The following is a 24,534-nucleotide window of genomic DNA, read 5'->3' as shown; positions in this document are numbered from 1 at the left end:
TAGGTCAAAAAGTCGGCTTTTCAGCACCGAACTTCCTCTTAATAGACTTGTTCTTTGTAGAAGAATCCGAAGGTTAGCTCCCGCTCCGGATCTTGTACCTCACGGATGGCATCCATCCAGCTCTCATCGAACTCGTACCCTTCCGGGTCGCTAAAATAAGCTTCGATGGCCTTACGATATGAAGTAATCACGATTTCATTATAAGCCGCCGACTTCAGCATCGTCTCGATTTTGAAGCTGTCCACGCCTGAAGCCATAAGCATGTGCAAATCTTCCAAAATGCAGATATCGTCCGAGCTCATAATATGCGTCCCGTTGGCATCCTCGAAAATCGGGAATTTCTCGTCCGGCCGCTCCGCTTCGACAAGGAAGAGTCCGCGATTCAAGCCCAGATCGCTGCCCGGCGCGACCGGCCGTCCTTGATGCGTCATATAGCTCTGCACCAAGCTGCGTTTCGAGTGATAGATATTGGTCATGCCATGGACCTGAACCTCCGCTTCGATATTCAGCGATGGAGGCATCGCGGTGATCTCGTCCATGTTCAGCTCGCGCGCCAGTACGACGCGGGATGCGCCCTTCGACCCCCAGTAGTTGGCCGTGGCATAGTTAGTGGAAGTCATCTCGGCATTCCAATGCAGCTTCAGCTGCGGTGCCACCTTTCGTACCGCCTGAAGGACAGAAGGATCGCCAAACTCGATAGCATCTGCACCACATTCCGCCACCTGCTTCACGTAATCGGACAGGCCGTCCAACAAGGCATTGGTCATTAGGTTGTTGAGGCTAACATAGATTTTGGCTCCGTATTCGCGCGCCACTTGAACGGCCGCGGCGATGTCTCGGGTCGTCATCTCGCCAGGAAGGCGCATTCCATATTTGGCCTCGCCGATGATGGCTGCATCAGCCCCCGCTGCGAAGTAACGCTTTAGTTCTTCCAGCGAACCGGCTGGGACCAAGATTTCCGGCTTTTTACTCATTTGTTACTACCACCTTTATTTATTGGCCATAGCCTTGCTAGTCTCGATGTTCTTCAAATGTTCTTTATAGGTCTTGGCAAACAGGTGTTCCCCGCTGCCATCTTTCTTCGTCACATAGAAAAGGTACTCCGACGGCTCCGGCGTAAGCGCCGCTTCGATCGATTTGAGGCTTGGCGCAGCGATTGGACCCGGTGGCAATCCTTCATACAAATACGTATTGTAGGGGCTATCCACGCTTCTTAGATCCGAATTCAGCAAGCGCTCCTTCGGTTTATCCAGCACATACTGCACCGTGGCGTCGATTTCGAGCTTCATGCCGTCTTTCAGTCGGTTGTAAATGACCCCGGCTACCTTAGGACGCTCGGCATCAACTACCACTTCCCGCTCTACCAACGAAGCGACCGTCATCAGTTCGCCTAAGGTTAAACCACGAGCTTGCAGCTTTTGCGTGAAATCAGGGATTTCACCTAGCCGCTCTCCCGTTTCCTGCAGCATGCGAGCGATAATATCCCGCTCATTGCTGCCTTTCTTTAGCTCATAGGTTTCTGGGAACAAGTACCCTTCCAACCGATAGGTTAATCGCTCGTCCGCTGGGATTTGAGTCAGCAGCTCATCGTCAAGCTCGGCAGCACTCTTCGCCAACTGCAAAAACGCCGCTTTGTCGGCCAAGCCTTCCTCTGCCAGCTTGTCAGCCATTTGCTTCACGGTAAAACCTTCGGGAATCGTAAACCGGATCATTTCCGCTTTGACCACGTCGCCGCCGTTTAGCTTGGCGATGATTTCGTCATACGTCACTCCCGGGTTCATCTCGTAGACTCCAGCCTGAAAATGACTGCCTTCCGATTTCCATTTTAAATACGAAACGAACAAAAAGGAATTTTTAATTAGTCCCTGGTTTTCCAGTAACTCTGCGATTCCCGACGTCCCCGTACCCGGTTCGATCGTGAACTTGACCGGCTGCTCCTTCGCTTCGACAGGTTGCATGCCTGTGTAAACATAAATTCCGGCCGCTCCTACTCCAATGATCACGAGTAAGAGCAGGACGGTCAGCCATTTCAGCGCCTTCCTCAAGACCGCTTCCCCCTTAACAGCCAAAAAGAGCGGTAAAATCCCGCTCTTCCCGGACTGATCTATCGTGCTCCTGCAACACCTTCCCCCTTACTCCGGAAAGGTCAATTCGTCATAAAGCTCGGATACGTTCTCCCATTCCTCGTCGTCATCGATCGTGACCAGCTCTAGCTCGTCGCCGGTCATCACAATCTTGAAGATCTCCGGCTCTTCGTCCTTGGAAGCATTCTCCAGCATCAACACTGCATAAGAAGCTCCAGCAACGTCAAACTCTTGAACGACTTGATAATAGGAGGCATTGCCTGATTCGTCCTCCAGCTCCACGATCGGGCCAAAAGCGTCGCGAACCCGCGACGTCAGGACCGCTTGGTCTGCCGTAAAATCAGTCATTGTTATCTTCTCCGTCAAATTCGTCGACGAGCGTATTAAACGTCTCCTCGACAATTTCCCATTCTTCGTCGCTTTCGATCGTGTACAGCTTCAGGTCATCGCCGTCTTCCTCGTAACGGAACGCGTATACCTCTTCGCTCTCTTCTTCTTCATTCCCATCGGAATCCAGAGGAACGACCATCATATACTTGGCGTCCGAACCGTCGACTTCGAATTTCATAATCACTTCGAACTCTTCTTCATTGCCCTCTTCATCGGGGATATAAATAATTTCCGGTTCTTCTTCATTTCCGATACGATCTTTAGACATACGCGATCACCCTCACTTTATACTCTTAGAGTCCAAATAGTTTTGCAAAATCAAGCTGGCGGCCATCTTGTCGACGACACCCTTGCGCTTCTTCCGGCTGACATCCGCCTCCAGCAGCGTTCGCTGCGCAGAAACGGTGGTCAGCCGTTCGTCCCAGAGATGCACGGGGAGGTTAAACCTGCCCCGAAGCTCCTCGGCAAACGCCATGCATATTTCTCCCCGGGGACCAATCGTGCCGTTCATATTCTTCGGCAGACCGACGACAATCTCCTCCACCTCGTGCTGTTTCACCAGCTCGGCGATGCGTTCGAATTCGCTGCCTTCCCTGCGGCGCTCGATGGTTTCGAGCCCCTGGGCGGTCCAGCCTAGACTATCGCTAACGGCGACTCCGATCCGACGGTCCCCGTAATCCAGACCCATGATTTTCATGTATTGCTCCTATCGGTGGCCCGCCATGTAAAAGCGTACCAGTTCTTCTATCAGTTCGTCCCGTTCCTTCTTGCGGACCAAACTTCGCGCATTGTTATGGCGCGGTATATAGGCCGGATCTCCCGACAACAGATATCCGACGATCTGGTTAACCGGATTGTATTCTTTCTCCTGCAACGCCTGGTAAACCGTAAGAAGAATTTCCTGCGCCGACGCCTCTAGTTCATCGCCTTTGACGTTAAATTTGACGGTTTTATCCATGGAGTCCATGATGACACCTCGCTTCTTCGACATACGCCTTTATGATCGCAGCTGATTTCCTCTTAGCCTAATCATACTATACCATATCATGGGTTCCATAAGGAAATTTTCGCGGGTTCACCCCGTCAAATTCATCGTTCCTTTAGGCTTGGGAAGCAATCCATTCCGCAGCTTTCTTCAAAGCTTCGTCCAGCTTGCTGGCATCCTTGCCCCCCGCCTGGGCCATGTCCGGACGGCCGCCGCCTCCGCCGCCGCATACCGCCGCCACTTCCTTGACGAGCTTGCCGGCATGCAGTCCGCGAGCCACTTCCTCTTTAGGCACGACAACAACAAAATTCACCTTGTCCTCGCTTGGAGCACCCAGCACAAGCACCGCATCCGGCAGCTTGGCTTTCAGCTCGTCGGCTAACGTGCGCAGCGCGTCCATGCTTCCGGCCTGAACGTGAGCAGCCAGGAGTTGGGTTTGACCGACGTTAACCACCTGGCTTGTCAATTCGCCAGCTTCGATCACGCTCAGCTTGCTTTGCAGGGATTCGTTCTCGCGACCAAGCTCCTTCAACTGCTGGAACAATCCTTCGACCCGTTTCGGCACGTCGTTCACATTCGATTTCAACAAGCCAGCCGCTTGCTTCAGCAAATCAAGCTGACCATCCATGAACTGGTAGGCGCCCCGTCCGGTCACCGCTTCGATCCGGCGCACGCCGGAGCCGATGCCGCTTTCGCTGACGATTTTGAACAGGCCGATCTCCGCCGAATTGTTCACGTGGCAACCGCCGCACAGCTCCAGGCTGTACTCGCCGACCTGGACAACGCGAACGATGTCCCCGTATTTCTCGCCGAACAACGCCATTGCCCCCATCGCTTTGGCTTCATCGATCGCTTTCAGCGAGGTTGTCACCGGCAGCGCGTTCCAAATCTGCTCATTCACGCGGCGTTCGATTTCCACCAATTCCTCCGGCGAAATACTGCCAAGGTGGGAGAAGTCGAAGCGCAGACGCTGCGGTTCAACAAGAGAACCGGCTTGGTTCACGTGTTCGCCGAGCGTTTCTTTTAACGCCTTATGCAGCAGATGGGTTGCCGTATGGTTCTTCACCGTATGGCTGCGTTGTTCCTTGCTTACGGAAGCCGTAACTTCTGAACCGACTCGCAGTTCGCCGGTCTCCACCGTCACTTGATGGACATGCTGCCCGTGTGGTGCTTTATACAAACCTTCCACGGTCGCACTGCCAGAGCCGGTGCGCAGGGTCCCCTGGTCGCTGACCTGGCCGCCGCTTTCTGCATAGAAAGGCGTCGAAGCCAAAATGATTTGGCCTGATTGACCGGCACTAAGCGTGTCAACGAAAGCGTCGTCAGCCACGATGGCGACGATGCTGGTTGTAACTTCAAGCTCATTATATCCAACGAATTCCGTTTTAGTCGTAAAATCGGCCAGAACTCCGCCTTGCACCTTCATGCTGCCGCTCTCGTGGCGGGCCGCCCGGGCACGTTCGCGTTGCTCCTCCATGGCAGCTTCAAAGCCTTCACGGTCGACACCCAGCCCTTGTTCCACCGCAAAGTCCTCGGTCAGATCCAGCGGAAATCCGTAGGTGTCATACAACTTAAATGCATCTGCCCCGCTGATCAGCGTGCGGCCGGCTGCCTTCGCTTCGCCGCTGATGTCCGCCAAAATCGCCAAGCCGTCGCTGAGCGTTTCGTGGAACCGTTCTTCCTCGGTACGAATAACTTTTTCGATGAACTCCCGTTTGGTCACAACGTCCGTATAATAGGTGCCCATGATGTCACCGACGGTTTCCACCAAGCCGAACATAAACGGTTTGTCCATTCCGATCAGCTTGCCATAACGCACCGCGCGGCGCAGCAAGCGGCGAATCACGTAACCCCGGCCTTCGTTGGACGGCAATACGCCATCGGCCACGGCAAATGTCACCGTACGAATGTGATCGGCGATGACCTTGAGCGCCACATCGCTTTCCTCCGCCGTACCGTAAGTTACTCCGGCCATTTTGGCTGTTTGCTTAATAATCGGTTGGAACAAGTCGGTATCGAAGTTGGAGTTCACATCCTGCAGAATGGACGCAAACCGCTCCAGTCCCGCCCCAGTATCGATGTTCTTGTTCGGAAGCGGCGTATAGCTGCCGTCCTTATTATGGTTAAACTGCGAGAACACGAGGTTCCAGACCTCGAGGAATCGTTCGTTCTCACCGCCGGGATAACATTCGGGATCGGACAAATCGCCGTAAGCGTCGCCGCGATCGTAGAAAATTTCCGTGCAAGGTCCGCAAGGCCCTTCACCGATGTCCCAGAAGTTGTCCTCCAGCTTTACGATGCGTTCGGCCGGAAGTCCGACTTTCTCATTCCACAGCTTAAAGGCTTCTTCATCCTCGGGATACACGGTGACCGATAGACGCTCTGGATCAAAGCCGATCCACTTCTTGTCGGTCAGGAATTCCCAAGCCCATGTGATCGCTTCTTCCTTAAAGTAATCCCCAATCGAGAAGTTGCCCAGCATTTCAAAAAACGTATGGTGCCGGCGCGTCTTGCCCACGTTTTCGATATCGTTGGTGCGGATGCATTTCTGCGAATTCGTCAGGCGCGGATTTTCCGGCTTAACCCGCCCGTCAAAATACGGTTTGAGCGGAGCCATCCCGGCGTTGATCCACAGCAGGGACGGATCGTTATGCGGTACGAGCGAGGCGCTCGGTTCGATTTTATGGCCTTTGCCGGCAAAGAACTCCAGCCATTTGGAACGAATTTCACTTGCTTTCATCGTATAGACCTCCTAATTTATCCTCTAAAAAAACAAAAACGCCCCTGAAAATCAGGGACGATTAAATCGCGGTACCACCCTGGTTATCGCTCCTGATGCGGCTGGACTTCGTCCGCCAGCGTCTGTAGCGATCGCCTCGTCGGCCCGGTAACGGGGACCTGCCGGTGAATTTAGAGCTCACACTCCGAAATTAGCTTTCCGTCCGCGCGAGATTTCAGGTTCTCTCAGCCGCCGCCTTGGCTTCCCTTGCGGGACGCCGCTTGCAGCGGAACCCTTCTCTGGCAAATCCGCTTGCCGAACGTACTTGATTTCATCAACGTTTTTTAGATTTTGCACATAACATTTTAAGTATATAAGGCGGGTTACGCCATGTCAATGCGCCATATTCACATCGCTTTGCGCCGAACGTAATAAGTATAGAAATGCTGGATAATCACCTTCACCACGGCAAAAAACGGCACAGCAAAAATCAGCCCGGGCACCCCCGCCAGTTCCCCGCCGATCAGGAGCGCCAGAATAATCAGCATGGGGTGCATATGCAAGCTCCGCCCCACGACTTGCGGGGAGATGACGTTACTTTCGATCATTTGGCAGAGCATATTGACGAGCAGGACAAACAGGACCATTTTCCACGAAATCGTTGTCGCCATGATCAAGGCCGGCGCTGCCCCGAGAAACGGGCCCAGGTAAGGTATGATATTGCAAACAGCGACCACTCCCGCTAGCAGCAGAGCAAACGGCATTCCGATAAGCATATAGCCGATGTAGGCCAGCACGCCGATGATGATGCAAACCAGGAGTTGCCCCCGAACGTAGTTGCCCAAGGCCATGTCGATTTCCTTCAGCAACGTCATGATCGACTTGCGCCGCGAACGCGGCAGGTACTGCAGCATCAGCCGTTCAATCAGCTCGATGTCCTTCAGCATGTAGAAGATCAGAAATGGAATAATGAACGCATTAAATACCACGCCGATCGTTGTCCCGATATTGTCTAAAAAGCCGGAAATCGAACTTGCCAGCCGGTTTTCGAATTGATAAAACCAGTTGTTCATCCCCATGCGGATGCTCCCGGGCAAAATGCCGTTGTCCCAACGGTTCATCATTTGCTGGGTGTGGATGGTCAGCTCCGGCAAATGCTCCCCGAGTTCCTCCAGCTGTTCGACGAACATCGGGATCACGTTCATGAGCACCACCGAAAGGCCGGTCAGGAATACCGCGTAAATCAACAATACGGCCATCGTCCGCGGCACCTTGCGCCCGCCGAGCATGCGAACGATCGGATTCAAGACATAAGAGATGATAATGGCGATCACGAACGGAGCGAACACCGCTTTGAGAAATCCATAAACGAGCGCAAACATCGGGCGCAGCTGCCACACGAAAAACAAGATGACCAGCCCTAGCAGCACCCAGACGCCATATCGGAACAGCTTGCTTTTGGCGATCGGTTCCATCGGTTCCATCGGCTCCATGCCTCCTCCCCCTTTGCGGCGGTTAATCGTATAGATCAGTATTTGCCTGGAGAGGGAGATTTATGAGAGGGTGGCTGCGAAGGGCCGGAGATGTGTGGGATGACGAGAACCGGTAACTGGAAAAAGATTAGAAGAGCGCTGAGGGGCCGACGGGTGAAATGTTCTTCCGATCGCTGTTGCTCGCGGATTTCTCTGACTGGACTAGATTCATACGATGTAGAAATCCGCTCGCAAAGGCGACCACTAGCGTTTCTCCAGAATCATTTCTCCCTCTGGCCTTTTGCGCTCTTCGAGTGCTTTCTCTGTGGACCTCTTACTCCTAACGGACCTGAGAGACGTTATTGAGTCATTTCCCGACTATTTCCCGATGTAACGGACTCAGCAGCCGTTATTTAGCCGCAAATGCAGCCAACCGAGACAATTCCGCTGGAATAAGGTCATCTCAGTCCGTTAGGTTTCAATGGTACGGTTCTCGCGGCCAATAACGTCCCCTAGGTCCGTTAGCCGTTAGCCGCGCGTGCAAACCGAAAAAGCCCTGACGCATCTTATATTGCAGATGCGTCAGGGCTGCTCAAAATAAATAACGAACCTGAGGCGGACAAGAGCGGCCCGAGGTCATTATTTACATGCGTTGAATAAGCTAATCCCCTACTAATTTCCGCTCAGCGGCTCTTCAATTCCTCATAATGCGCCAGCGCCGCTTGGTGGATCGGGTGCTCGGCGTCGAGGCCGGTGTATTTGGCCAAGGTCTGCGAAGCGCCGACTTCTTTCAGCGACGCTTGCAGTTCCGCGGCTTCCGGATCGTCCGGAGACTCGAAACGGAGCGCCATCGCCATCGTCAGCGCCAGGTAGCCGTATCCAAACTCCCGTTCATACGCCTGCGTCGCCGGGGAGACCAGCCGGTCGCCGGCGGACAGCTTGCGGATCGGTGAACGGCCGACCCGCGAAACCTCGTCCGTCAGCGCCGGATTGGCGAAACGCTCCAGAGTCGTATCGATATATGCCTGATGCTCGGCTGACGAAAACCCATGTTTCGCCACAAGCACCGCCCCGGTCTCCGAGAGGACGGCACGTACATGATGAACGACCTTCTCATCGTTCATGGCTTCCTGAATCGTGGCATGGCCTTGCAGGTATCCCATGTAAGCGGCCGAGCAATGGCCGGTATTTACGGTAAACAACTTGCGTTCGATATAAGGCTCCAACCGGTCAACATAGTGCACTCCCTCGACCCGGTGAAAGCCTTCGAACATTTGGGACTGATCCACCGCCCATTCGTAAAAAGGTTCCACAACGACCTGCAGCGGATCCTCATGCTGCTGCAGCGGAACGATCCGGTCGACCGCCGCATCGGGGAACGCTACATGACTGTCGGCCCACTGCCGCGTTGCCTCGTCCAGTTGGGCATAGACATGCTCCTTAAGCTGGGAGCTGCCGCCGATGGCGTTCTCGCAGGCGATGACATGAAGTGGGGATACCGCTTCATTGGTTTTCCGCAGCATCAGCCCTTGGGCGATCGTACCGGAGATATGCTTCAACACCGAAACCCCAACCGCCGTCGTCACCAGATCCGCTTCGGCTAACGCCCGAGCGGCGGCAACGGGATCGTTCATGCTGTTGATCGCCGTCACACCGCTTACAGTGACGGTTTCCCGCTGATCGCTGGCCAGCGTGACGGGATATTCATTACGCCGGGCCAGCTCCGAGACGAGCTTCTCGTTGACATCCACGAAGCAAACCTCGTAACCAGAGCGAGACAGCAATAAGCCGATGAATCCTCTTCCGATGTTACCTGCGCCGAAATGGACCGCCTTCATGCTTCCATGCCCCCTTCCAGAATTTTCGCAATCTCCTCTTCCGTCCGTGCGTTCATGATTCGCTCCAAATTGGATTCCTCCGTGAACACCATAGCGACGTTAGTGAGGACCTCCATATGATCCCCGCCGGCAGCAGCAATGCCGATCACGATAAAGGCCGGCTCATCGCCGCCGAAGTCAACGCCCTCAGGGAAGCGAACAACCGACAGTCCTGTCGAGGAAATCAGGCTTTTGGCCTCCTTGGTTCCGTGCGGGATCGCGAGGCCGCCGCCCATATAAGTGGAGACGATCTCTTCGCGCTCGACCATTTTGTCGACGTATTCCTCCGTAACGTGACCGGCGTCAACCAGCAGCTTCCCGGCCATTCGAATGGCCTCGTATTTATCGTTGGCTTTTCCATTTAATATAATTTTCTCTTTAGACAGTAATTTCATGATTGTTCTCTCCCTTTCCACTGATTTTCTATCTTCCGGATTTACAAATGTTCAAAATAAACCAACAGTTCAGTCGCCAAAAAGTTTCGGATTTCCTGACGCTCGCCTGTTTCCAGCAGTTCTACCAGCTCCGGCTTCAGCAGCAACGCGCTGATTTCACTAAGTACCTCTAAGCTCTCACGCGACAGCTCGCGCGGCGCAAGCATGAATAACAGGGCGCCTACTTTCGTCCCTCCTTCAAGCAGTACTGGCTCCTCCAGCCGGAACAAAGCCAGCGAACGGGTATTCACAAACCGGGTTCGCGTATGAAACAATGCAAGCGAAGTACCCGGAATAACTTGACTGGCCATTTTCTCCCGTTCCAGTAAACGGTCGGCTACGGCCGGAACGTCGGATACGGAAGGCGGAACGAATGATTGGTTTATCTCCTCCAGTGCCGCCGTGACCGTCTCTCGAAGCGAATACCCTCGGTTACTCAGGGTACTCACGTCGAATTGATCCAGCAGGCTAACAACTTCGTTAAGAGCCATCGACAATGACCGTACCTTATCAAAGGCCCTGGTCCTGGCGGATTCCGGCTCGGATGCCGGCTTACGAGCCCTCAGCGTCGTATGCTGCACGTACTCCAGTAACCGCTCGCTGTCCTCGTCCGTGAGCAGCGGGCTCAATTTGACGTAACGATCCTCTGGAAGAGGCAGATCGATCGTCGAAATCATTAAATCATAATCAGACTCTGGAAGCCTCTTGGCTTCATACCATGAGACGTTGCCCAGCACTTCGATCTGCGGCATCTCCTTGGCGAGCCGCGTAGCTAACAGTTTGGAGGAGCTCAGCCCGCTTGAGCAAACCAAGATAGCCCGCACGTTGCGGCCTAGCTGATTCAACCGTTCGATCGAAGCGCCGAAATGCATCACCAGGAAGCCGATCTCTTCATCCGGCACGTCCAGGCCGGCTGCGCTGTCGTTCATCGCCTCCCGCACGATGCCGAACAGCTCCTCGTAATCCTTGCGGATAGCGCCTAGCAGCGGGTTGCGGATGCGAGAGCCTTCGCGAATCCGCTTAAACGCCGGGCCCATATGCTCAAGTAAGCCGCTATGCAGCAGGCGGTCCTCCTGAAACGGGATGCCGGTTCGCTTGACGACGTTCTCCGTTAGTCGGTATACGGTATCAACCAGTTCTAAATCCGCTTGAACCAGCTCAGGAGAGGCTTCCTTGGCCTGGCTGAACAACCCGTTCATATAGGTGATTTCCTCCGGTGGGAACGTAAGCGTGAGCTTGTCGGCCAAACGTAGCGCAAAGCGGGCCGTCTCAGCTGCGTCTTGCTCTCCGCCCCCGGTGGAGGCCACCTTGCCAGAGTTGTTCAAACCGTTTACGAATCTCCCCGCGTTGATCCGATTCACCGAAACGGAGAGATGGATCAACAGCTGAGTGTAGGCATTTTCGGACAAATGTTCCGTCCAATTCCAATTCATGGCCCATAGCGTATTCTCCACCGTCATCAGGTTGTGTGTGCCGACGACCTCCAGCAGCCTCGCAGTAGCTGAGGAGACTTGACTTTCCGGCGATCCCCCGATCAGATCCGAGTAATCCAGGTGATCGGCTGCCAATTGGCATAAGGCCTCGCGTATCTCCCGCTCATCACCGATCAACTCGACGCCGTAGCCCCGGCGGCGGACCAGCTCCAGTCCGAAGCGTCGGGTCCAAGGCTCTACCTCATCCAAATCGCTGCTGATCGTTGCTACCGTGACTTTCAGGCTATGAGCTAATGTAAACAACTTGCATGGCTCCTGCTCCTCCAGCAAGCGGCAAATCAACAAGAGCTGCCGCTCCTCTCCCGAGTAGTCACTAGGCTTATCCACCAGCAGCAAACGCCTGGCTTCCTGAAGCTTCTCACCTTCCTCGCTATCTGCCGCATTACTCCAAACAGAAATTCCGGTACCGGACTTACGGTGCAGGATCAATCCGAAATAGGCCAGGATTTTTTCAATCTCGTCCAGTTCCCGGTGGACCGTTCTGACGCTGACGTTAATCTCCGCGGCGATTTCCGCAGCGGTCATCCCGTTCTTGCGCCCGAGGAGGAGGATGAGGATCTGCTTTTGTCTTGCGGTCATTTTCCTCATATCAAGTCTCTCCCTAATATAGACGCAAAACACCGGCGACTAATCGCCAGTGTTCTGCCCCCGCATCGTAACCGGCGCTACTTAGCCCTTCAGCCGTTCGACCAGTTCATCGTATTTGGGACTCTTCAAGAAATTATCAATGGAGATATGTTCCGCATCCGGTTTGTTCGCGATGGCGCGGTCCGTCAGCGTTTTTTGCGTAATAACGATATCTGCGTCGCTAGGGATCTCACTAACAGCTGAATTGACGACAGTCACCTTCACGCCCGCATCCTGCATCTTCTTTCTCAGGACCGAGGCGCCCATCGCGCTGGAACCCATACCCGCATCGCAAGCAAACACGATTTTGTTCACCGTTTCTTTTTGCACGCCGCCTACAGCAGCAGGAGCTGCCACCTGGTTCTTCGAACCTGCGGATTTCATCTCTTTCATTTTCGCCGATGCTTCTTCCAAGTTCATATCCTCTTCGTCTTGTTTACCCGTCTTGAGCAGTAGCGAAGCGATCAAGAAAGAAACGACCGTTGCGACGATTACACCGCTTAACATCGGCACATATCCGCCCTTCGGCGTCATCAGGAAGTAAGCGAAAATACTACCCGGAGAAGGAGAACCTACAAGACCGGCACCGGTCAATTGGAACGTGAACGTACCTGCCACACCACCGGCAATGGCTGCCAGAATCAAGATCGGCTTCATCAAGATATACGGGAAATAAATCTCGTGAATCCCGCCCAGGAAGTGGATCACCACTGCGCCTGGAGCCGATTGTTTCACCATGCCGCGTCCGAAGACCCAGTAAGCCAGCAGGATGCCAAGACCTGGACCCGGGTTCGATTCGAGCATGTATAACATCGATTTGCCGACACGCAGCGCTTCTTCCGAAGCGATCGGCGTAATAACACCATGGTTGATGGCATTGTTCAGGAACAACACCTTGCCTGGTTCAATCAAGAGGTTGACCAGTGGGAGCAATTTTGCCTCCACCAGGAAGTCAACGCCCGAAGACAAGCCTTTGCTAATCGCGGTGACGACCGGACCGATGCCGCTGTAAGCTCCAAGAGCCATCAAGCCGCCAAAAATCCCGATCGAGAAGTTATTTACCAGCATTTCAAAACCGGATTTGATCTTCCCTTCGACCAATTTGTCGAACTGCTTGATGATCCAAGCGGACAACGGACCCACGATCATCGCGCCGAGGAACATCGGAATATCGCTGCCGACGATCACCCCCATCGTTACGATCGCAGCCGTTACTGCACCACGTTTGCCATGTACCATGTTGCCGCCGGTGTAACCAATCAGGAGCGGCAGCAAGTATTTGATCATCGGATCAACCAACTTGGCGAGATATTCGCTTGGAATCCAGCCGGTAGGAATGAAAAGTGCGGTGATTAACCCCCAAGCGATAAATGCGCCGATGTTCGGCATAACCATCCCGCTGAGCGCACGACCGAACTGCTGAACCTTGACCCTTGCTCCGCCTGATCCTGCAGACGGTTTTTTCGTTTGTGCTATAGCCATAAAGAGAAACCCCCTTAGAATGATGTACGGACCATCAACAACGTTGACTTGTTGGATTACCGTGCTTCTAGACTCATCCTAAATCAAAGCGCTTTCTTTCTCAATCAAATGAAAACACGGTTTCGTCATGATTATTGTTGACAACATTTGAAGAGCGATTCCTCTATACAAAAAAAGCCATCCCCTTCACGATCAAATGGGGACAGCTTTTGCATTTCCAAAGCCTAGCAGGAATATATTGTTACGAGGAAGCGTGCATTTGCGAGAAGTCCTGCACCATTTCCTCGCCGAAGAACAGATCGTCCAGCGAGCTGAGCGTACCGTCTTCCTCGACTTGATATACGGACATTTTGTCGCCGTTCACCGTTAGTTCAATAAAGCAACCCCAGCAGTAGAACTGGTGGGAGCCGATTTTCCCGATATCCTTGGAATTGCAATTTGGACATTTCATCATAGAACCATCACCTATCCATCCACAAAATTCACGGCTTTTCAAGCAGCTGTTCGCTGCCCAGGGGCACCATGATCACATTTTCCCCTCGGGTCATTTCCGGCAAAAAAGGCAGCAGCTTGCGCCCTTCCATGAGATCGGTGAAAAACCCGTCGCTAATTTCAATTCCAGTAATTGTGTTTCCCAATTCATGCTCAAAATAAACATCCGTCACATGACCCAGACGAATTCCGTCCTCAGTCAGGACCGGCAGCTCTTTTAATTTCCCATTTCCCGTTAAAAAGGTGTTCTGTATGTTCTCGGCTCCCCATTTGCGGACAGCCTGTTGATTACGAATCATCACAGCATCATCGCCGTAAGCCACGATATCGTCCCACCCTACCGCCTTGACACCGGAAGTCCAAAATAATCGATTCTCCAGCTGGATGCCGACGATCGACCAGTCATGGTTTAGGAGGATGTCAACGACTTTCCCGACCTGCTTGCCATGCTCCACATCATAAACGGTCAGGCCAATCATTTCTTGCATTCTCATGTTGAATAAGACACTCCCTGCTTGGGCATTTCATACGGTGCCGAAAATCCTATACCTCCTCTCCGCAAAAGCCGATTTGAGCCCAAAAAGGTGCCCATTATTTTCTTCTACGAAGTCGTTCCAGGATGGTTCCAATTTTTTCGGCAGTTTCGGAAATTTCTTCCCTAGTATTACCCAATCCTACACTAAATCGAATCGCGGATCGCAAAAAACTTGCCGGAAGATGCATCGCTTCCAGCACGTGCGACGGCTCCAAGGAGCCCGAGGTGCACGCCGAGCCGCTGGAGGCGGCAATGCCTTCCATATCCAGATTCATCAACATCGTCTCCGAATCCACTTCCGGAAAGCTGAGGTTGACGATATGCGGCAGTCGATCGCTCGGGTGGCCGTTCACATGGAAGGCTTCGCGGGTGATCCGCTGTTCCAAAGCGGACAGCAGCTCCTGGATCAACAGACGATCATGCGCGGTGCGAGCCTCTCGCTCCGCCGCGGCCAATTCAACGGCTTTGGCAAAACCGGCGATCCCGGCCATGTTTTCCGTACCGGCCCGGCGTTTTCTCTCTTGCAGTCCGCCGTGCTGGATCGGATCCAGCTGAAGATCCTTCCGTACATATAGAGCTCCGACGCCTTGGGGTCCGTTGATTTTGTGCGAAGAGAAGCTCATCAGGTCGACCGGAAGCTCGCGGCAGGAAATCGGCAGCGAACCGAGCGCTTGCACTGCGTCCACATGAAAGACGATCCCCCGCTCCCTGGCGATGGCGCCGATTTCGGCAATCGGCTGAATCGTTCCAACCTCGTTATTGCCGTACATCACGCTAATCAGGATCGTATCGGGACGAATGGCTTCCCGTACCTGATCCGGATGCACCTGACCGTAGCGATCCACCGGCAAATAGGTTACCTCGAACCCGTCCTTCTCCAGACGTTCGCAGGAATGCAACACCGCATGGTGCTCGATGGCGGTCGTGATGATATGGCGACCGTCCGCCTTGCGGGCAGATGCCGTGCCAAACAACGCCAGGTTATCGCTTTCCGTCCCTCCGCCGGTAAATACCAGTTCATCCGGACGGCAGCCGATCCGAGCCGCAATCGAATCTCGCGCCCCGTTCACCAGACGTTTGGCTTCCCGTCCAAAAAAATGAACGCTGGATGCATTACCGAGTTGCCCCCGCATCACCTTCAGCATCGTTTCCGCAACGTCCGGATGGATCGGCGTGGATGCGGCATGGTCCAAATAGATATGCTTCATGGCTCTCACCTTGTCCAAATCACTTTTTTTATTAACGTATAAAACGTAAATCACCGCCCCGGGATCGGGACGGCTACCGAATCGTTTGTTGATTGTATCCCACCGCATTCATGATGACAAGTCGGTTCGCAGATTAAATGTAGAACATGTAATTTTCCTTGGCTCCGTGCTCCTCGAAATTCACCAGATTCTCCAGCGTCGTCGAATCCAGCACTTCAGCGATACTATCGCGGATGCGCAGCCACAAATCGCGTTTTGCCGGATCATCCTCCTCGGTGAAGTCCACCGGGGAAATCGGCCCCTCCAACACGCGGATGATATCTCCAGCCGTAATTTCACTGGCTTCCTTGGAAAGAATATAGCCGCCGTAAGCCCCGCGTACGCTCTTTACCAAGCCGGCGTTGCGCAGCGGTGCGATCAATTGCTCCAGATAATGCTCGGACAATTGGTTTTTCTCGGCGATGCTTTTGAGAGAAGTGGGCCCCTCGCCAAATTTGGCGGCGAGCTCCATCATAATGGTCAATCCGTAGCGTCCTTTTGTAGAAATCTTCAAAGAAGGCACCTCTTTCAATTTTCGAGTAAACTTTATATAATTAAGCTTTGATCCTAAAAAAGACAGTCTCGGGCCATCCGCCGCGTACTTCCGCGACAGCCGTGCCCAAATCCGGGAATTCCTCCCTATTCCTATCTTTACCCTGTGCTTATCGTAACATATCATATGTGTTTTGGAAAATAAAGCAACAAATATGGTAAAATAAACGGCGAGCGAACGCCGCTCGAAGGAGTGATAATCATGGCGAAGCCTAACAGCGAAACCCGCGTCGTCGTCGGCATGTCCGGCGGCGTCGATTCCTCGGTGACCGCGCTCCTGCTGAAGCAGCAGGGTTACGATGTCATCGGCATATTCATGAAAAACTGGGATGATACCGACGAATTCGGCTACTGCACGGCCGAAGCGGACGCCGAAGATGTTCGCCGCGTCTGCGAGCAGATCGATATCCCTTACTACACCGTGAACTTCGAGAAGCAATACTACGATAAAGTATTTGCCTATTTCCTCGAAGAATATAAGCGGGGCCGGACGCCAAATCCCGACGTCATGTGCAACCGGGAAATCAAATTCGGCGAATTTCTCAACAAAGCGCTGGATCTTGGCGCGGATTACGTTGCGACTGGGCATTATGCACGAGTCGTGGAAGAGAACGGGACGTACAAGCTGCTGCGAGGCGTCGACAACAACAAGGATCAAACTTATTTCCTCAATGCCCTGAATCAGGAGCAGTTATCCAAAGCCATGTTCCCGATCGGTCACCTGCCGAAACCGGAGGTGCGTCGAATTGCTGAAGAAGCCGGTTTATATACGGCTAAGAAGAAAGACAGTACCGGCGTCTGCTTCATTGGGGAACGCAATTTCAAGGAATTCTTAAGCAACTACCTGCCGGCCAAATCCGGCGATATGGTAGATATCGTCACCGGCGAAGTCAAGGGCCGCCACGATGGCCTGATGTACTATACGTTAGGCCAACGGCAAGGCCTTGGCATCGGCGGTTCCGGTACCGGCGAACCGTGGTTCGTCGCTGACAAAGATCTGGAGCGCAACCTTTTGTACGTCGTGCAAGGCGACAAGCACCCGAGCTTGTACTCGACGTCCCTGATCGCTTCTGGCGTCAATTGGATCGCCGGGGCTGACCAGCTACCAGAAGGTCCGTTCCACTGCACGGCGAAGTTCCGATATCGCCAGCCGGACCAAGGTGTGACGCTGACAGCTCGGCTGGACGGCACCGTACTTGTCGAGTTCGATCAGCCGCAAAAGGCGATCACCCCGGGCCAAGCCGTCGTGTTCTACCAAGGCGAGGAATGCCTGGGCGGTGGCACGATCGAAGCTCCGGCGAAACTGCGGGCGGAGGCTGCGGCAGCGCAAGCTTAAGCAGGAAGAAATAAAGCGGGAGGTACGGCGTCTACATTAGACCCGAACCTCCCGCTTTTTTTTGCGTGTATAGACATGGCACTTACACTCATGCACTCGACTTACTTGCCGTTTCTGCGCCGCAGCTCTTGGTTGTGTTTGATCTTCGCTTCGTTCCCTTGCTCGGTGGCATGGTAGAACGAACGACCAGCCAAGCGTTCGGGCAGGTATTCCTGCTGCACATAATGACCAGGGTAATCATGCGGATATTTGTAGCCCTCGTGCCCGAGCTTCACTGCTCCCTTATAGTGGGTATCGCGCAAATGCAGCGGAACCTCGGCGGATTTGACCTCCTCGATAGCTGCCATAGCGTTCCCGATCGCTTCCACGACGCCGTTCGATTTAGGGCTTTCGACCGCAAACAGGATCGCCTGAACGACGTTTAGCCGCGCTTCGGGCCAACCGTTGTTCCGGTAAGCGTCCAAAGCACTGATCGCCTGTACCAGCGCTTGCGGATTAGCCAGGCCGATATCCTCGCTGCTGGCGGCGATCAACCGGCGGATAAAGGTCATCGGATCCATCCCCAGCTTCTCCACGGCATAGAGGAACCAGAATACCGCCGCATCGCTGGAACCGCGAATCGACTTGTGGAACGCAGACAACACGTCGTATTGCGTCGACTCGTCCGCTTTGACCAGCGGCCGACGGATCGATTCCTCCGCCACCTCAAGCGTGACATGCACCGTGCCGTCCGATTGCGGCGGCGTGGTCATCGCGGCCAGCTCCAGGGCATTCAGCGCGCGCCGAATGTCGCCGTTAGCCATCGCGGCAATGTGCAGCAGCGCCTCCTCGTCGACCTGCAGCGGCATGAAGCCAAGCCCTTTCTCTTGATCCGCCAAGGCCCGCCGCATCGCGATCAGCGAATGCTCTTTCGTCAGCGATTCTAGTTGGAACAACGTGGAGCGGCTCATTAAGGCGCCGTTGACGTAGTGGAACGGATTTTCCGTCGTTGCGCCGATGAAGATGATCGTTCCTTTTTCCACCGCCGGCAGCAAGGCATCCTGTCTCGAACTGTTAAATCGATGGACCTCATCCAGGAACAGGATCGTTTTCGTGCCGTAAAAAGCTTTGTCGTTCTGCGCCTTTTCGATGACCTCGCGAACGTCCTTCACCGACGCATCCACCGCGTTTAACCGAACGAATTCCGCCTGAGTATGGTTGGAAATAATGTGGGCAAGCGTCGTTTTGCCGCATCCCGGAGGGCCGTACAGCAAAATCGAGGACACCTGATCGGCTTCGATCGCTCGCCGCAGCAGCTTGCCCGGGCCAACGATATGCTCCTGTCCGATATATTCATCGAGGGAGGTTGGCCGCATCCGGTCGGCTAGCAGCCGCCCCGCCGGGCTTTGCTCCTGATTGAAAGAAAACAAATCCACCTTCAAGTCACTTCCTTGATCGTTAGCATGATTAACGTGATAAATGGAATGAACCCAAACTTATTCTAGCATACCTTACGTAAAAAACACTTATAGTCGTTCTTTCGCTTTTCCAGCGGCCGGAAATATGAGTTAATATAGATGTCGGGCCGACGAATCACGGGAAAGGGGGCTGATCGAAGTGATTACAGTGAGTGAGGTGGCTGCCGCGTAAGCGGCACCGCAATAAAACGGGGGGCTGGGAACAGCCTCCCTTATTTATGTTTGACGATACCTGTGTTAAGATAGATCCAGTAAAAACCAAATTTTGACTTTATTAAAAGTCACAAAGTCGGCTTTTCCACACCGAGAAGGTAGGATGAAGCGACGACCAAATCAAATTTTGAAAGGGGGAAGCGAGCATGTTGACTTATGTCGTAACAGTAGTTGAGGACGGACCACGAAATAAGGAGGTACATGATCGTGAATTACAAAAATGGAAAGGATGTTCTTCCCCCTAGGCTGTTGCAGGAGCTCCAAACCTATATTCAAGGTGAGCTGCTGTACATTCCCAAACCGGAACGGTCGAGGGCGTTATGGGGAGAACTGAGCGGATCCCGCATCTCCATCGCCAAGCGGAACGAAGAGATTTTCCGCCTTTATCGCGCCGGGAGCACGGTTCGGGATTTAGCCGGAAGATTCCACCTCTCCGATGAAAGCATCCGCAAAATTTTAACCAAAATGCGCAGCCTAAGACAACCCGCAGCCGTGACCGAGTAACCGGCAATGAGGGATCATCCAATGACAAATTTGAATATAAACCATAAGCCAAGACCGGCTGGTCTTGGCTATATTTATGTAGAATCAGGTATAATGGAGTCATATCCTACTTGTAGCCTATTCTAAACTGAGGTGACCCCCTTGACGCAGCAACAGCAACCCGATCAAGCTTCTACCTCCGCGAAAGCGGTAAAAATATGCGCCTATTGCGGCAAAGCGAAGCCGCTCGGCGAATTCCTGCGCCGCACCGGCAAGCGCTCCGGCAAAGGCTCGCGCCGCGGCGCCTGCCGCAGCTGCCGGGCGCAGCGCAAGCAGCAGCCGACCCAGGCCGCGGTGCCCGAGCCCGCTGGCGCAGCACTTGCGGCGCAAGCGGCAGTGCCCGCCGCGGCGGCGCCAAGCGTGCCGCCGGGCGCGGAGGGCGCCGCCGCCGGCACGGCCAAGGCGGCGCGCAAACGCAAGCGCAAGCGCCGCAGCAAAAAGGCCGCGGCACAGGTCGCGGCCTTGAAAGACGGCGCAAGCGCCGCCAATGCGGCGCCGGCCGCGGCTGCGGGCCGGCTAAGCGCCGACGCCGCGCTGCCCAAGCGGCGGATCAAGCGGGCGCTGCCTACCCCGCCCCCGAAGGCCGAGGGTCCCGACGTTCGGACCCTGCGCCCGAACCGGAACGGCATGATCCGCCTGCGCGGACGCACCGACAAAGGTCGGCGCTGGCAGCAGGAGATCGAGTTTGATCTGGCCGTCACGCTCGTGCGCGAGCATATGGCAGTCGTCGTCAATCCGTTTACCATCCGGCGTTTGTATACCAACAAGGCGTTTCGCCAGTATATTTTGAAGCGGGATAACTACACTTGCTTCTTTTGCGGAGAATACGGCGATACGATCGACCATCTGTTGCCTAAGGCCAAGGGAGGTCATACGACTCCGGTCAACTGCGTATGTGCCTGCAACCTGTGCAATCAGAGTAAAGCCGACCGGTGGCTGGACGACTTTATGCAGGATGACGCGCTGTAAAGCTCCGTTTAATACGCGCTCCAAACAACCCTATTGGTGCACTTCTATTCGAAAAATCGAATACAATCCGCCCGCTTTGGCGATTTTGACCGAATATATATGAAATTTCATATACATTCGTACCTGCTAGAGCCGTTTGCCCTGAATCTATGCGAAAAACCGAATACAATTCGGTTTTTCGCCATCTTCGGTATGTTATATATGAAAAATCGAATACATTTCCGCCCCCGTAAAACATCGCGTTGTACCTAGGCAGGTTTCCAAGGGAAGCCCGAGTGCGTGCATGCATGATTCCCTCTCCTGAACGAAAGGGATATTGCAGCAACTGATCCCCTTCACTCTTCACCTTAATGAAAGGGATAATGGTGAAGGAAACCTCAACCCCCTATTGAGCACCATCCCTCACGCCCGTGAGCTTAAGCTTCCAAGCTCACCTTAGCCGCATACTCCGACGCCTCATCGCCAGAGACGTAATCCGGCAGCCTCTCGCCATGCAACAACCACAGCTCGTGCAGCGCGCGGGTGCAGCCGACGTAAAGCAGCTTGGCGTCTTTAGGCCCATAATGCTCCTGATCCACGTCCGTCACGATCACCGCATCGAACTCCAGTCCCTTCGACAGGTATACCGGCAACACCGATACGCCGCCGGCGTATTGCGTCAGCTCCCCGTTAATCAGGTTTGCTTCCAGCCCGCCTTCGCTTAACGCGGCATACAGCTCTTCCGCCTCCCGCATCGTTCGGGTTAATACCGCCGCCGTACGGAACGAACCGCCCTGCACCTTATCCAGCGCCTTCCGAATCAGCGCCAGCCGCTTCTCGCCATCCGCCTCCAGCAGCCGCACCGGCTCCCCGCTGCGAAATACCGGAACAGCCAGCAAATCCGCCCCAACGCCCCGCTCGAGAATCTCATTTGCGAATTGGATGATCTCCATCGTCGATCGATAGCTGCGCGTTAACGCAAAATAAGCGGTTTCGTCCGGCCGGAATAACTGCTTCATCTCATCCCAATGGCGCACTCCCTTGTAATAATGGATGCCCTGCGATAAATCCCCGAGAATCGTAAAAGAATGCCCCTTAACGAAACGGTCCAGCACATGAACCTGAAATGGAGCAAAGTCCTGGGCCTCGTCGATGACGACGTGGTCGAAGGTCTGATTGCCGTCGATCTCATTGATCAATGTGTACAGGTACAACAGGGCGGCCAGATCTTCTTCCTTAACGGCATTTTTCTTCAAACGAGCTTGCGTATCCTTCCAAATGCCCGCCGGAATCCGGTCCGAGACATCAACCATCCCTTCCGTCCCGCTGCTCTTCCGAATGCCAAACAACTCCCGGTACAGGTTGAGCGGCGTAAGCTCCGGCCACTTTTTGGCATAGCTTTTTTCCCGTTGCTGGGCCTTTTTCTTCCGATCCTTGAGCGCAGCCGCCGACGGCGCCTTCTTCAGCTCCATTTCGATCCAGCGATGAATGCGTGCCAGCACCCGTTCCTTGCGGCGGGCCACCGGATAGTGGCGGTATTCGCCTTCAAACCAGACCAGGATTTCTTTGCGCGGCAGTCGCGCCCCTTCCCAAGGCTCGAAATCGCCTTCGGGCACGCAGCCGGATTCGAGCGTGCTCACAGCCGCGTCGATGATCTCCTTAAACGCCATCGAACCCTTAAAGCGTCCAGGCAACTCCGCATCCTGCCATGTTTCCGCGCCCCTTGCCCCGCCGTCAAACCACCGCGACAACGCCTCGGAACCATCGGACGGAACCTCATCCAGCTCCAATACCTTCGCCGCCCAATCGCTGAATGTGCTCTGCTGGATGTCTCCTACTCCCAGCTCGGGCAACACTTCCGAAATATAATCGATAAACATATGGTTTGGCGCAAAAATGACCAGCCGTTCCGCTTTAATCTGCTCCTTATACTGATACAGCAAAAAAGCTAGCCGATGCAGCGCCACGGTTGTTTTCCCGCTGCCGGCTACGCCTTGGATAATCAGCGCCGTATTTTTCGCCGCACGGATAATTTGGTCCTGCTCGGCCTGAATCGTCGAGACAATGTCGCGCAAGCGGTTGTCCTTGTTCTCGCCAAGGCGATAAACAAGAAACTCATCCGATACAGCCGGGCCATCGCCGTCGCGGTTATACGTATCCACGACCCGGTCCAAAATCCCTTTACGGATCACGATGTTCCTCTTCAAATAGACCAAGCCTTCGATCAAGCCCTCAGGCGCCACATAAGAGGCATCATCCCCGCCGGTAAACGAGTAGAACAGGCTGGCCACCGGCGCACGCCAGTCGATGACGATGGGGTCTTTTCCGTCTTGGTCGCCAACGCCAACCTTGCCGATATAAAGCGGCGTTTTTCTTCTTCCCTGCTCCTCGAAATCCAGCCGCCCAAAATACGGTTCATGGATCGATTGCTCCAGCTGTTTACGTTGGCTCTCCCGATTCTCTTCAAGAAGTTGTTCGGTAAAGTCCTGCCCGGTGTACACCGGAATCGAACGCAGTCGCTTAAGCTGCTGGTCGATCTCTTCCAAGGTGCGGTCAAGCCGCGCCTTCTCTTCTTGATAGGCACTTTGAAAATCATCCATTTCAGTTACCTCCTAAGGTTTTTGTGCACTCCAGACTCAAAAGGAGTTTCATTATACCACTACCTCCATCCAAAAGGCGAATTTTCTCAAAAAGAAAGACGCGGATCCAGCTAGCCTTAGGCGCCCTGACCGCGTCTTCATGATCTCATCTTCCTCTATGCTTTATCCGATGGGCGCTTCAAGCGCCCCACTTCAGCTTCTTGGCGAGCTCCTGAATCATGCGCGCACGCTCCCGCGTTCCAGCAATTCGCGTACCGCCACGCTAACCATGATCAAGCCAACGACCGGCGGCACGAACGAGTTGCTGGCCGGCGGCTGCTTGGCCTTGCGGATTTTGGCGCCGGCCGGAGCGATTTTCTCCGTGACATCCTGGCGAGGCTTCACCGGAGGTTCGGTTGAGAAGACAACCTTTACGCCCTTCTTGATCCCGTCCTCGCGCAATTTCGTCCGAATCACTCGAGCCATCGGATCCATATGGGTTTTCGAGATATCCGTGACTTGGAATTTCGTCGGGTCCATTTTGTTGGCGGCCCCCATACTCGACAAGATCGGGATCTTCCGCTTCAGACATTCCTTGATCAGATGGATTTTGTAAATGATCGTATCCGAGGCGTCCAGCACGTAATCAATCTCGTGTTTAAACAGTTCCTCGTATGTCTCTTCGGTATAAAACATATTCAGCGCGATCGTTTCGCACTCCGGGTTGATCAGCTTGACCCGATCGCACATTAAATCAGCTTTCTTCTGTCCGATCGTCGTCGTCAAGGCATGAATTTGCCGGTTGATGTTCGTGATATCGACGACGTCCTTGTCAATCAGGATGATCCGCCCGATCCCGGTTCTGGCCAGCCCTTCGACCGCCATCGCCCCTACGCCGCCAATACCGAGCACGGCCACCGTGCTATTCTTAAGAATATCCAGTCCCTCCGCCCCGATGGCGAGTTCTGTCCGCGAAAATTGATGAAGCATGGTCTAGTGTACCTCCCGATAGGTTGACATCTTATATATGATAGGACAAATCTAGGCTTGGAAGCAAGTTGTTCCAGCT

Annotated in this window: 22 protein-coding genes; 3 read left to right on the top strand and 19 right to left on the bottom strand. The window is 54.1% G+C overall.

Features of this window, described 5'->3' with window-relative positions:
• Positions 1-38: 38 nt before the first annotated feature.
• The 16 genes from IM700_RS15310 to cymR form a co-directional block, all read right to left on the bottom strand.
• A complete protein-coding gene (locus IM700_RS15310) occupies positions 39-974 on the bottom strand; it encodes a peptidase U32 family protein (RefSeq protein ID WP_193416561.1) in 936 nt (311 codons plus the stop codon).
• Positions 975-989: 15 nt separating this feature from the next.
• On the bottom strand, positions 990-2,045 hold the full coding sequence (mltG, locus tag IM700_RS15305; protein ID WP_193416562.1) for an endolytic transglycosylase MltG: 1,056 nt from the start codon (positions 2,043-2,045) through the stop codon (positions 990-992).
• An 87-nt stretch (positions 2,046-2,132) separates the two neighbouring features.
• Positions 2,133-2,432: a DUF1292 domain-containing protein gene (locus IM700_RS15300; protein ID WP_155605810.1), complete on the bottom strand. Its 300-nt coding sequence runs from the start codon at positions 2,430-2,432 to the stop codon at positions 2,133-2,135.
• Positions 2,425-2,742 carry a DUF1292 domain-containing protein gene (locus IM700_RS15295; protein WP_193416563.1) on the bottom strand — a complete coding sequence of 106 codons (318 nt, stop codon included), beginning with the start codon at positions 2,740-2,742 and terminating at the stop codon, positions 2,425-2,427. Before IM700_RS15295 ends, IM700_RS15300 begins: the two co-directional genes overlap by 8 nt.
• A gap of 12 nt (positions 2,743-2,754) precedes the next feature.
• Complete coding sequence (ruvX, locus tag IM700_RS15290) at positions 2,755-3,171, bottom strand: Holliday junction resolvase RuvX (protein WP_155605812.1); 417 nt, start codon at positions 3,169-3,171, stop codon at positions 2,755-2,757.
• A 9-nt stretch (positions 3,172-3,180) separates the two neighbouring features.
• Positions 3,181-3,441, bottom strand: coding sequence for an IreB family regulatory phosphoprotein (locus IM700_RS15285; protein WP_155605813.1), 261 nt, complete (start codon positions 3,439-3,441; stop codon positions 3,181-3,183).
• A gap of 133 nt (positions 3,442-3,574) precedes the next feature.
• Positions 3,575-6,199 carry an alanine--tRNA ligase gene (gene alaS / locus IM700_RS15280; RefSeq protein ID WP_193416564.1) on the bottom strand — a complete coding sequence of 875 codons (2,625 nt, stop codon included), beginning with the start codon at positions 6,197-6,199 and terminating at the stop codon, positions 3,575-3,577.
• 386 nt (positions 6,200-6,585) lie between these two features.
• Entirely contained in the window at positions 6,586-7,653 is a 1,068-nt protein-coding gene (locus tag IM700_RS15275; protein ID WP_193416591.1) for an AI-2E family transporter, read from the bottom strand.
• Between the two features lie 680 nt (positions 7,654-8,333).
• Positions 8,334-9,488: a mannitol-1-phosphate 5-dehydrogenase gene (locus IM700_RS15270; protein WP_193416565.1), complete on the bottom strand. Its 1,155-nt coding sequence runs from the start codon at positions 9,486-9,488 to the stop codon at positions 8,334-8,336.
• A complete protein-coding gene (locus IM700_RS15265) occupies positions 9,485-9,922 on the bottom strand; it encodes a PTS mannitol transporter subunit IIA (RefSeq protein ID WP_193416566.1) in 438 nt (145 codons plus the stop codon). Before IM700_RS15265 ends, IM700_RS15270 begins: the two co-directional genes overlap by 4 nt.
• Before the next feature lie 41 nt (positions 9,923-9,963).
• Positions 9,964-12,042 carry a BglG family transcription antiterminator gene (locus IM700_RS15260; protein WP_193416567.1) on the bottom strand — a complete coding sequence of 693 codons (2,079 nt, stop codon included), beginning with the start codon at positions 12,040-12,042 and terminating at the stop codon, positions 9,964-9,966.
• A gap of 81 nt (positions 12,043-12,123) precedes the next feature.
• Positions 12,124-13,563, bottom strand: a complete 1,440-nt coding sequence (locus IM700_RS15255; protein WP_155605818.1) for a PTS mannitol transporter subunit IIBC — start codon at positions 13,561-13,563, stop codon at positions 12,124-12,126.
• Between the two features lie 241 nt (positions 13,564-13,804).
• Positions 13,805-14,014, bottom strand: a complete 210-nt coding sequence (locus IM700_RS15250) for a hypothetical protein (protein WP_193416592.1) — start codon at positions 14,012-14,014, stop codon at positions 13,805-13,807.
• Between the two features lie 31 nt (positions 14,015-14,045).
• Positions 14,046-14,549, bottom strand: a complete 504-nt coding sequence (locus IM700_RS15245; RefSeq protein ID WP_155605820.1) for a PRC-barrel domain-containing protein — start codon at positions 14,547-14,549, stop codon at positions 14,046-14,048.
• Between the two features lie 97 nt (positions 14,550-14,646).
• Complete coding sequence (locus IM700_RS15240) at positions 14,647-15,798, bottom strand: cysteine desulfurase family protein (RefSeq protein ID WP_193416568.1); 1,152 nt, start codon at positions 15,796-15,798, stop codon at positions 14,647-14,649.
• A gap of 133 nt (positions 15,799-15,931) precedes the next feature.
• The gene (gene cymR / locus IM700_RS15235; RefSeq protein WP_068784637.1) at positions 15,932-16,351 is read right to left on the bottom strand and encodes a cysteine metabolism transcriptional regulator CymR; all 420 of its coding nucleotides are present in this window, start codon (positions 16,349-16,351) and stop codon (positions 15,932-15,934) included.
• 240 nt (positions 16,352-16,591) lie between these two features.
• On the opposite strand from cymR, the gene mnmA reads away from it, so the two are divergent.
• A complete protein-coding gene (mnmA, locus tag IM700_RS15230) occupies positions 16,592-17,725 on the top strand; it encodes a tRNA 2-thiouridine(34) synthase MnmA (RefSeq protein WP_193416569.1) in 1,134 nt (377 codons plus the stop codon).
• A gap of 101 nt (positions 17,726-17,826) precedes the next feature.
• On the opposite strand, the gene IM700_RS15225 is transcribed toward mnmA, so the two are convergent.
• Complete coding sequence (locus IM700_RS15225; RefSeq protein WP_193416570.1) at positions 17,827-19,140, bottom strand: replication-associated recombination protein A; 1,314 nt, start codon at positions 19,138-19,140, stop codon at positions 17,827-17,829.
• Positions 19,141-19,596: 456 nt separating this feature from the next.
• Here IM700_RS15225 and IM700_RS15220 point away from each other — a divergent pair, with 456 nt between their 5' ends.
• Together IM700_RS15220 and IM700_RS23240 are read left to right on the top strand one after the other, a co-directional pair.
• Positions 19,597-19,899: a CD3324 family protein gene (locus tag IM700_RS15220; RefSeq protein WP_155605824.1), complete on the top strand. Its 303-nt coding sequence runs from the start codon at positions 19,597-19,599 to the stop codon at positions 19,897-19,899.
• Positions 19,900-20,040: 141 nt separating this feature from the next.
• Complete coding sequence (locus IM700_RS23240; RefSeq protein ID WP_239483934.1) at positions 20,041-20,907, top strand: HNH endonuclease; 867 nt, start codon at positions 20,041-20,043, stop codon at positions 20,905-20,907.
• Between the two features lie 416 nt (positions 20,908-21,323).
• Here the strand turns inward: IM700_RS23240 and IM700_RS15210 are convergent, their stop codons facing one another.
• Entirely contained in the window at positions 21,324-23,486 is a 2,163-nt protein-coding gene (locus IM700_RS15210) for a HelD family protein (protein ID WP_193416571.1), read from the bottom strand.
• A 216-nt stretch (positions 23,487-23,702) separates the two neighbouring features.
• Positions 23,703-24,455 (bottom strand): tRNA threonylcarbamoyladenosine dehydratase, encoded by a 753-nt coding sequence (locus tag IM700_RS15205; RefSeq protein WP_155608735.1) that lies wholly within the window; start codon positions 24,453-24,455, stop codon positions 23,703-23,705.
• Between the last annotated feature and the right edge of the window lie 79 nt (positions 24,456-24,534).

It is taken from the genome of Paenibacillus rhizolycopersici (genome assembly GCF_014947195.2).
GTDB lineage: Bacteria > Bacillota > Bacilli > Paenibacillales > Paenibacillaceae > Fontibacillus > Fontibacillus rhizolycopersici.
Note: the sequence above shows the minus strand (reverse complement) of the source record. Positions and strands in the feature narration are given on the sequence as shown.

Excerpts from the sequence above, each read along its gene's own strand:
- IM700_RS15210 (WP_193416571.1), bottom strand. The coding sequence starts at position 23,486 with ATGGATGATTTTCAAAGTGCCTATCAAGAAGAGAAGGCGCGGCTTGAC.
- IM700_RS15300 (WP_155605810.1), bottom strand. The coding sequence starts at position 2,432 with ATGACTGATTTTACGGCAGACCAAGCGGTCCTGACGTCGCGGGTTCGC.
- IM700_RS15205 (WP_155608735.1), bottom strand. The coding sequence starts at position 24,455 with ATGCTTCATCAATTTTCGCGGACAGAACTCGCCATCGGGGCGGAGGGA.
- IM700_RS15255 (WP_155605818.1), bottom strand. The coding sequence starts at position 13,563 with ATGGCTATAGCACAAACGAAAAAACCGTCTGCAGGATCAGGCGGAGCA.
- IM700_RS15260 (WP_193416567.1), bottom strand. The coding sequence starts at position 12,042 with ATGAGGAAAATGACCGCAAGACAAAAGCAGATCCTCATCCTCCTCCTC.
- ruvX (WP_155605812.1), bottom strand. The coding sequence starts at position 3,171 with ATGAAAATCATGGGTCTGGATTACGGGGACCGTCGGATCGGAGTCGCC.
- IM700_RS15220 (WP_155605824.1), top strand. The coding sequence starts at position 19,597 with ATGATCGTGAATTACAAAAATGGAAAGGATGTTCTTCCCCCTAGGCTG.
- alaS (WP_193416564.1), bottom strand. The coding sequence starts at position 6,199 with ATGAAAGCAAGTGAAATTCGTTCCAAATGGCTGGAGTTCTTTGCCGGC.
- IM700_RS15295 (WP_193416563.1), bottom strand. The coding sequence starts at position 2,742 with ATGTCTAAAGATCGTATCGGAAATGAAGAAGAACCGGAAATTATTTAT.
- IM700_RS15240 (WP_193416568.1), bottom strand. The coding sequence starts at position 15,798 with ATGAAGCATATCTATTTGGACCATGCCGCATCCACGCCGATCCATCCG.
- IM700_RS15275 (WP_193416591.1), bottom strand. The coding sequence starts at position 7,653 with ATGGAACCGATCGCCAAAAGCAAGCTGTTCCGATATGGCGTCTGGGTG.
- IM700_RS15270 (WP_193416565.1), bottom strand. The coding sequence starts at position 9,488 with ATGAAGGCGGTCCATTTCGGCGCAGGTAACATCGGAAGAGGATTCATC.
- IM700_RS15250 (WP_193416592.1), bottom strand. The coding sequence starts at position 14,014 with ATGAAATGTCCAAATTGCAATTCCAAGGATATCGGGAAAATCGGCTCC.
- mnmA (WP_193416569.1), top strand. The coding sequence starts at position 16,592 with ATGGCGAAGCCTAACAGCGAAACCCGCGTCGTCGTCGGCATGTCCGGC.
- IM700_RS15285 (WP_155605813.1), bottom strand. The coding sequence starts at position 3,441 with ATGGACTCCATGGATAAAACCGTCAAATTTAACGTCAAAGGCGATGAA.
- IM700_RS15310 (WP_193416561.1), bottom strand. The coding sequence starts at position 974 with ATGAGTAAAAAGCCGGAAATCTTGGTCCCAGCCGGTTCGCTGGAAGAA.
- IM700_RS15265 (WP_193416566.1), bottom strand. The coding sequence starts at position 9,922 with ATGAAATTACTGTCTAAAGAGAAAATTATATTAAATGGAAAAGCCAAC.
- IM700_RS15245 (WP_155605820.1), bottom strand. The coding sequence starts at position 14,549 with ATGAGAATGCAAGAAATGATTGGCCTGACCGTTTATGATGTGGAGCAT.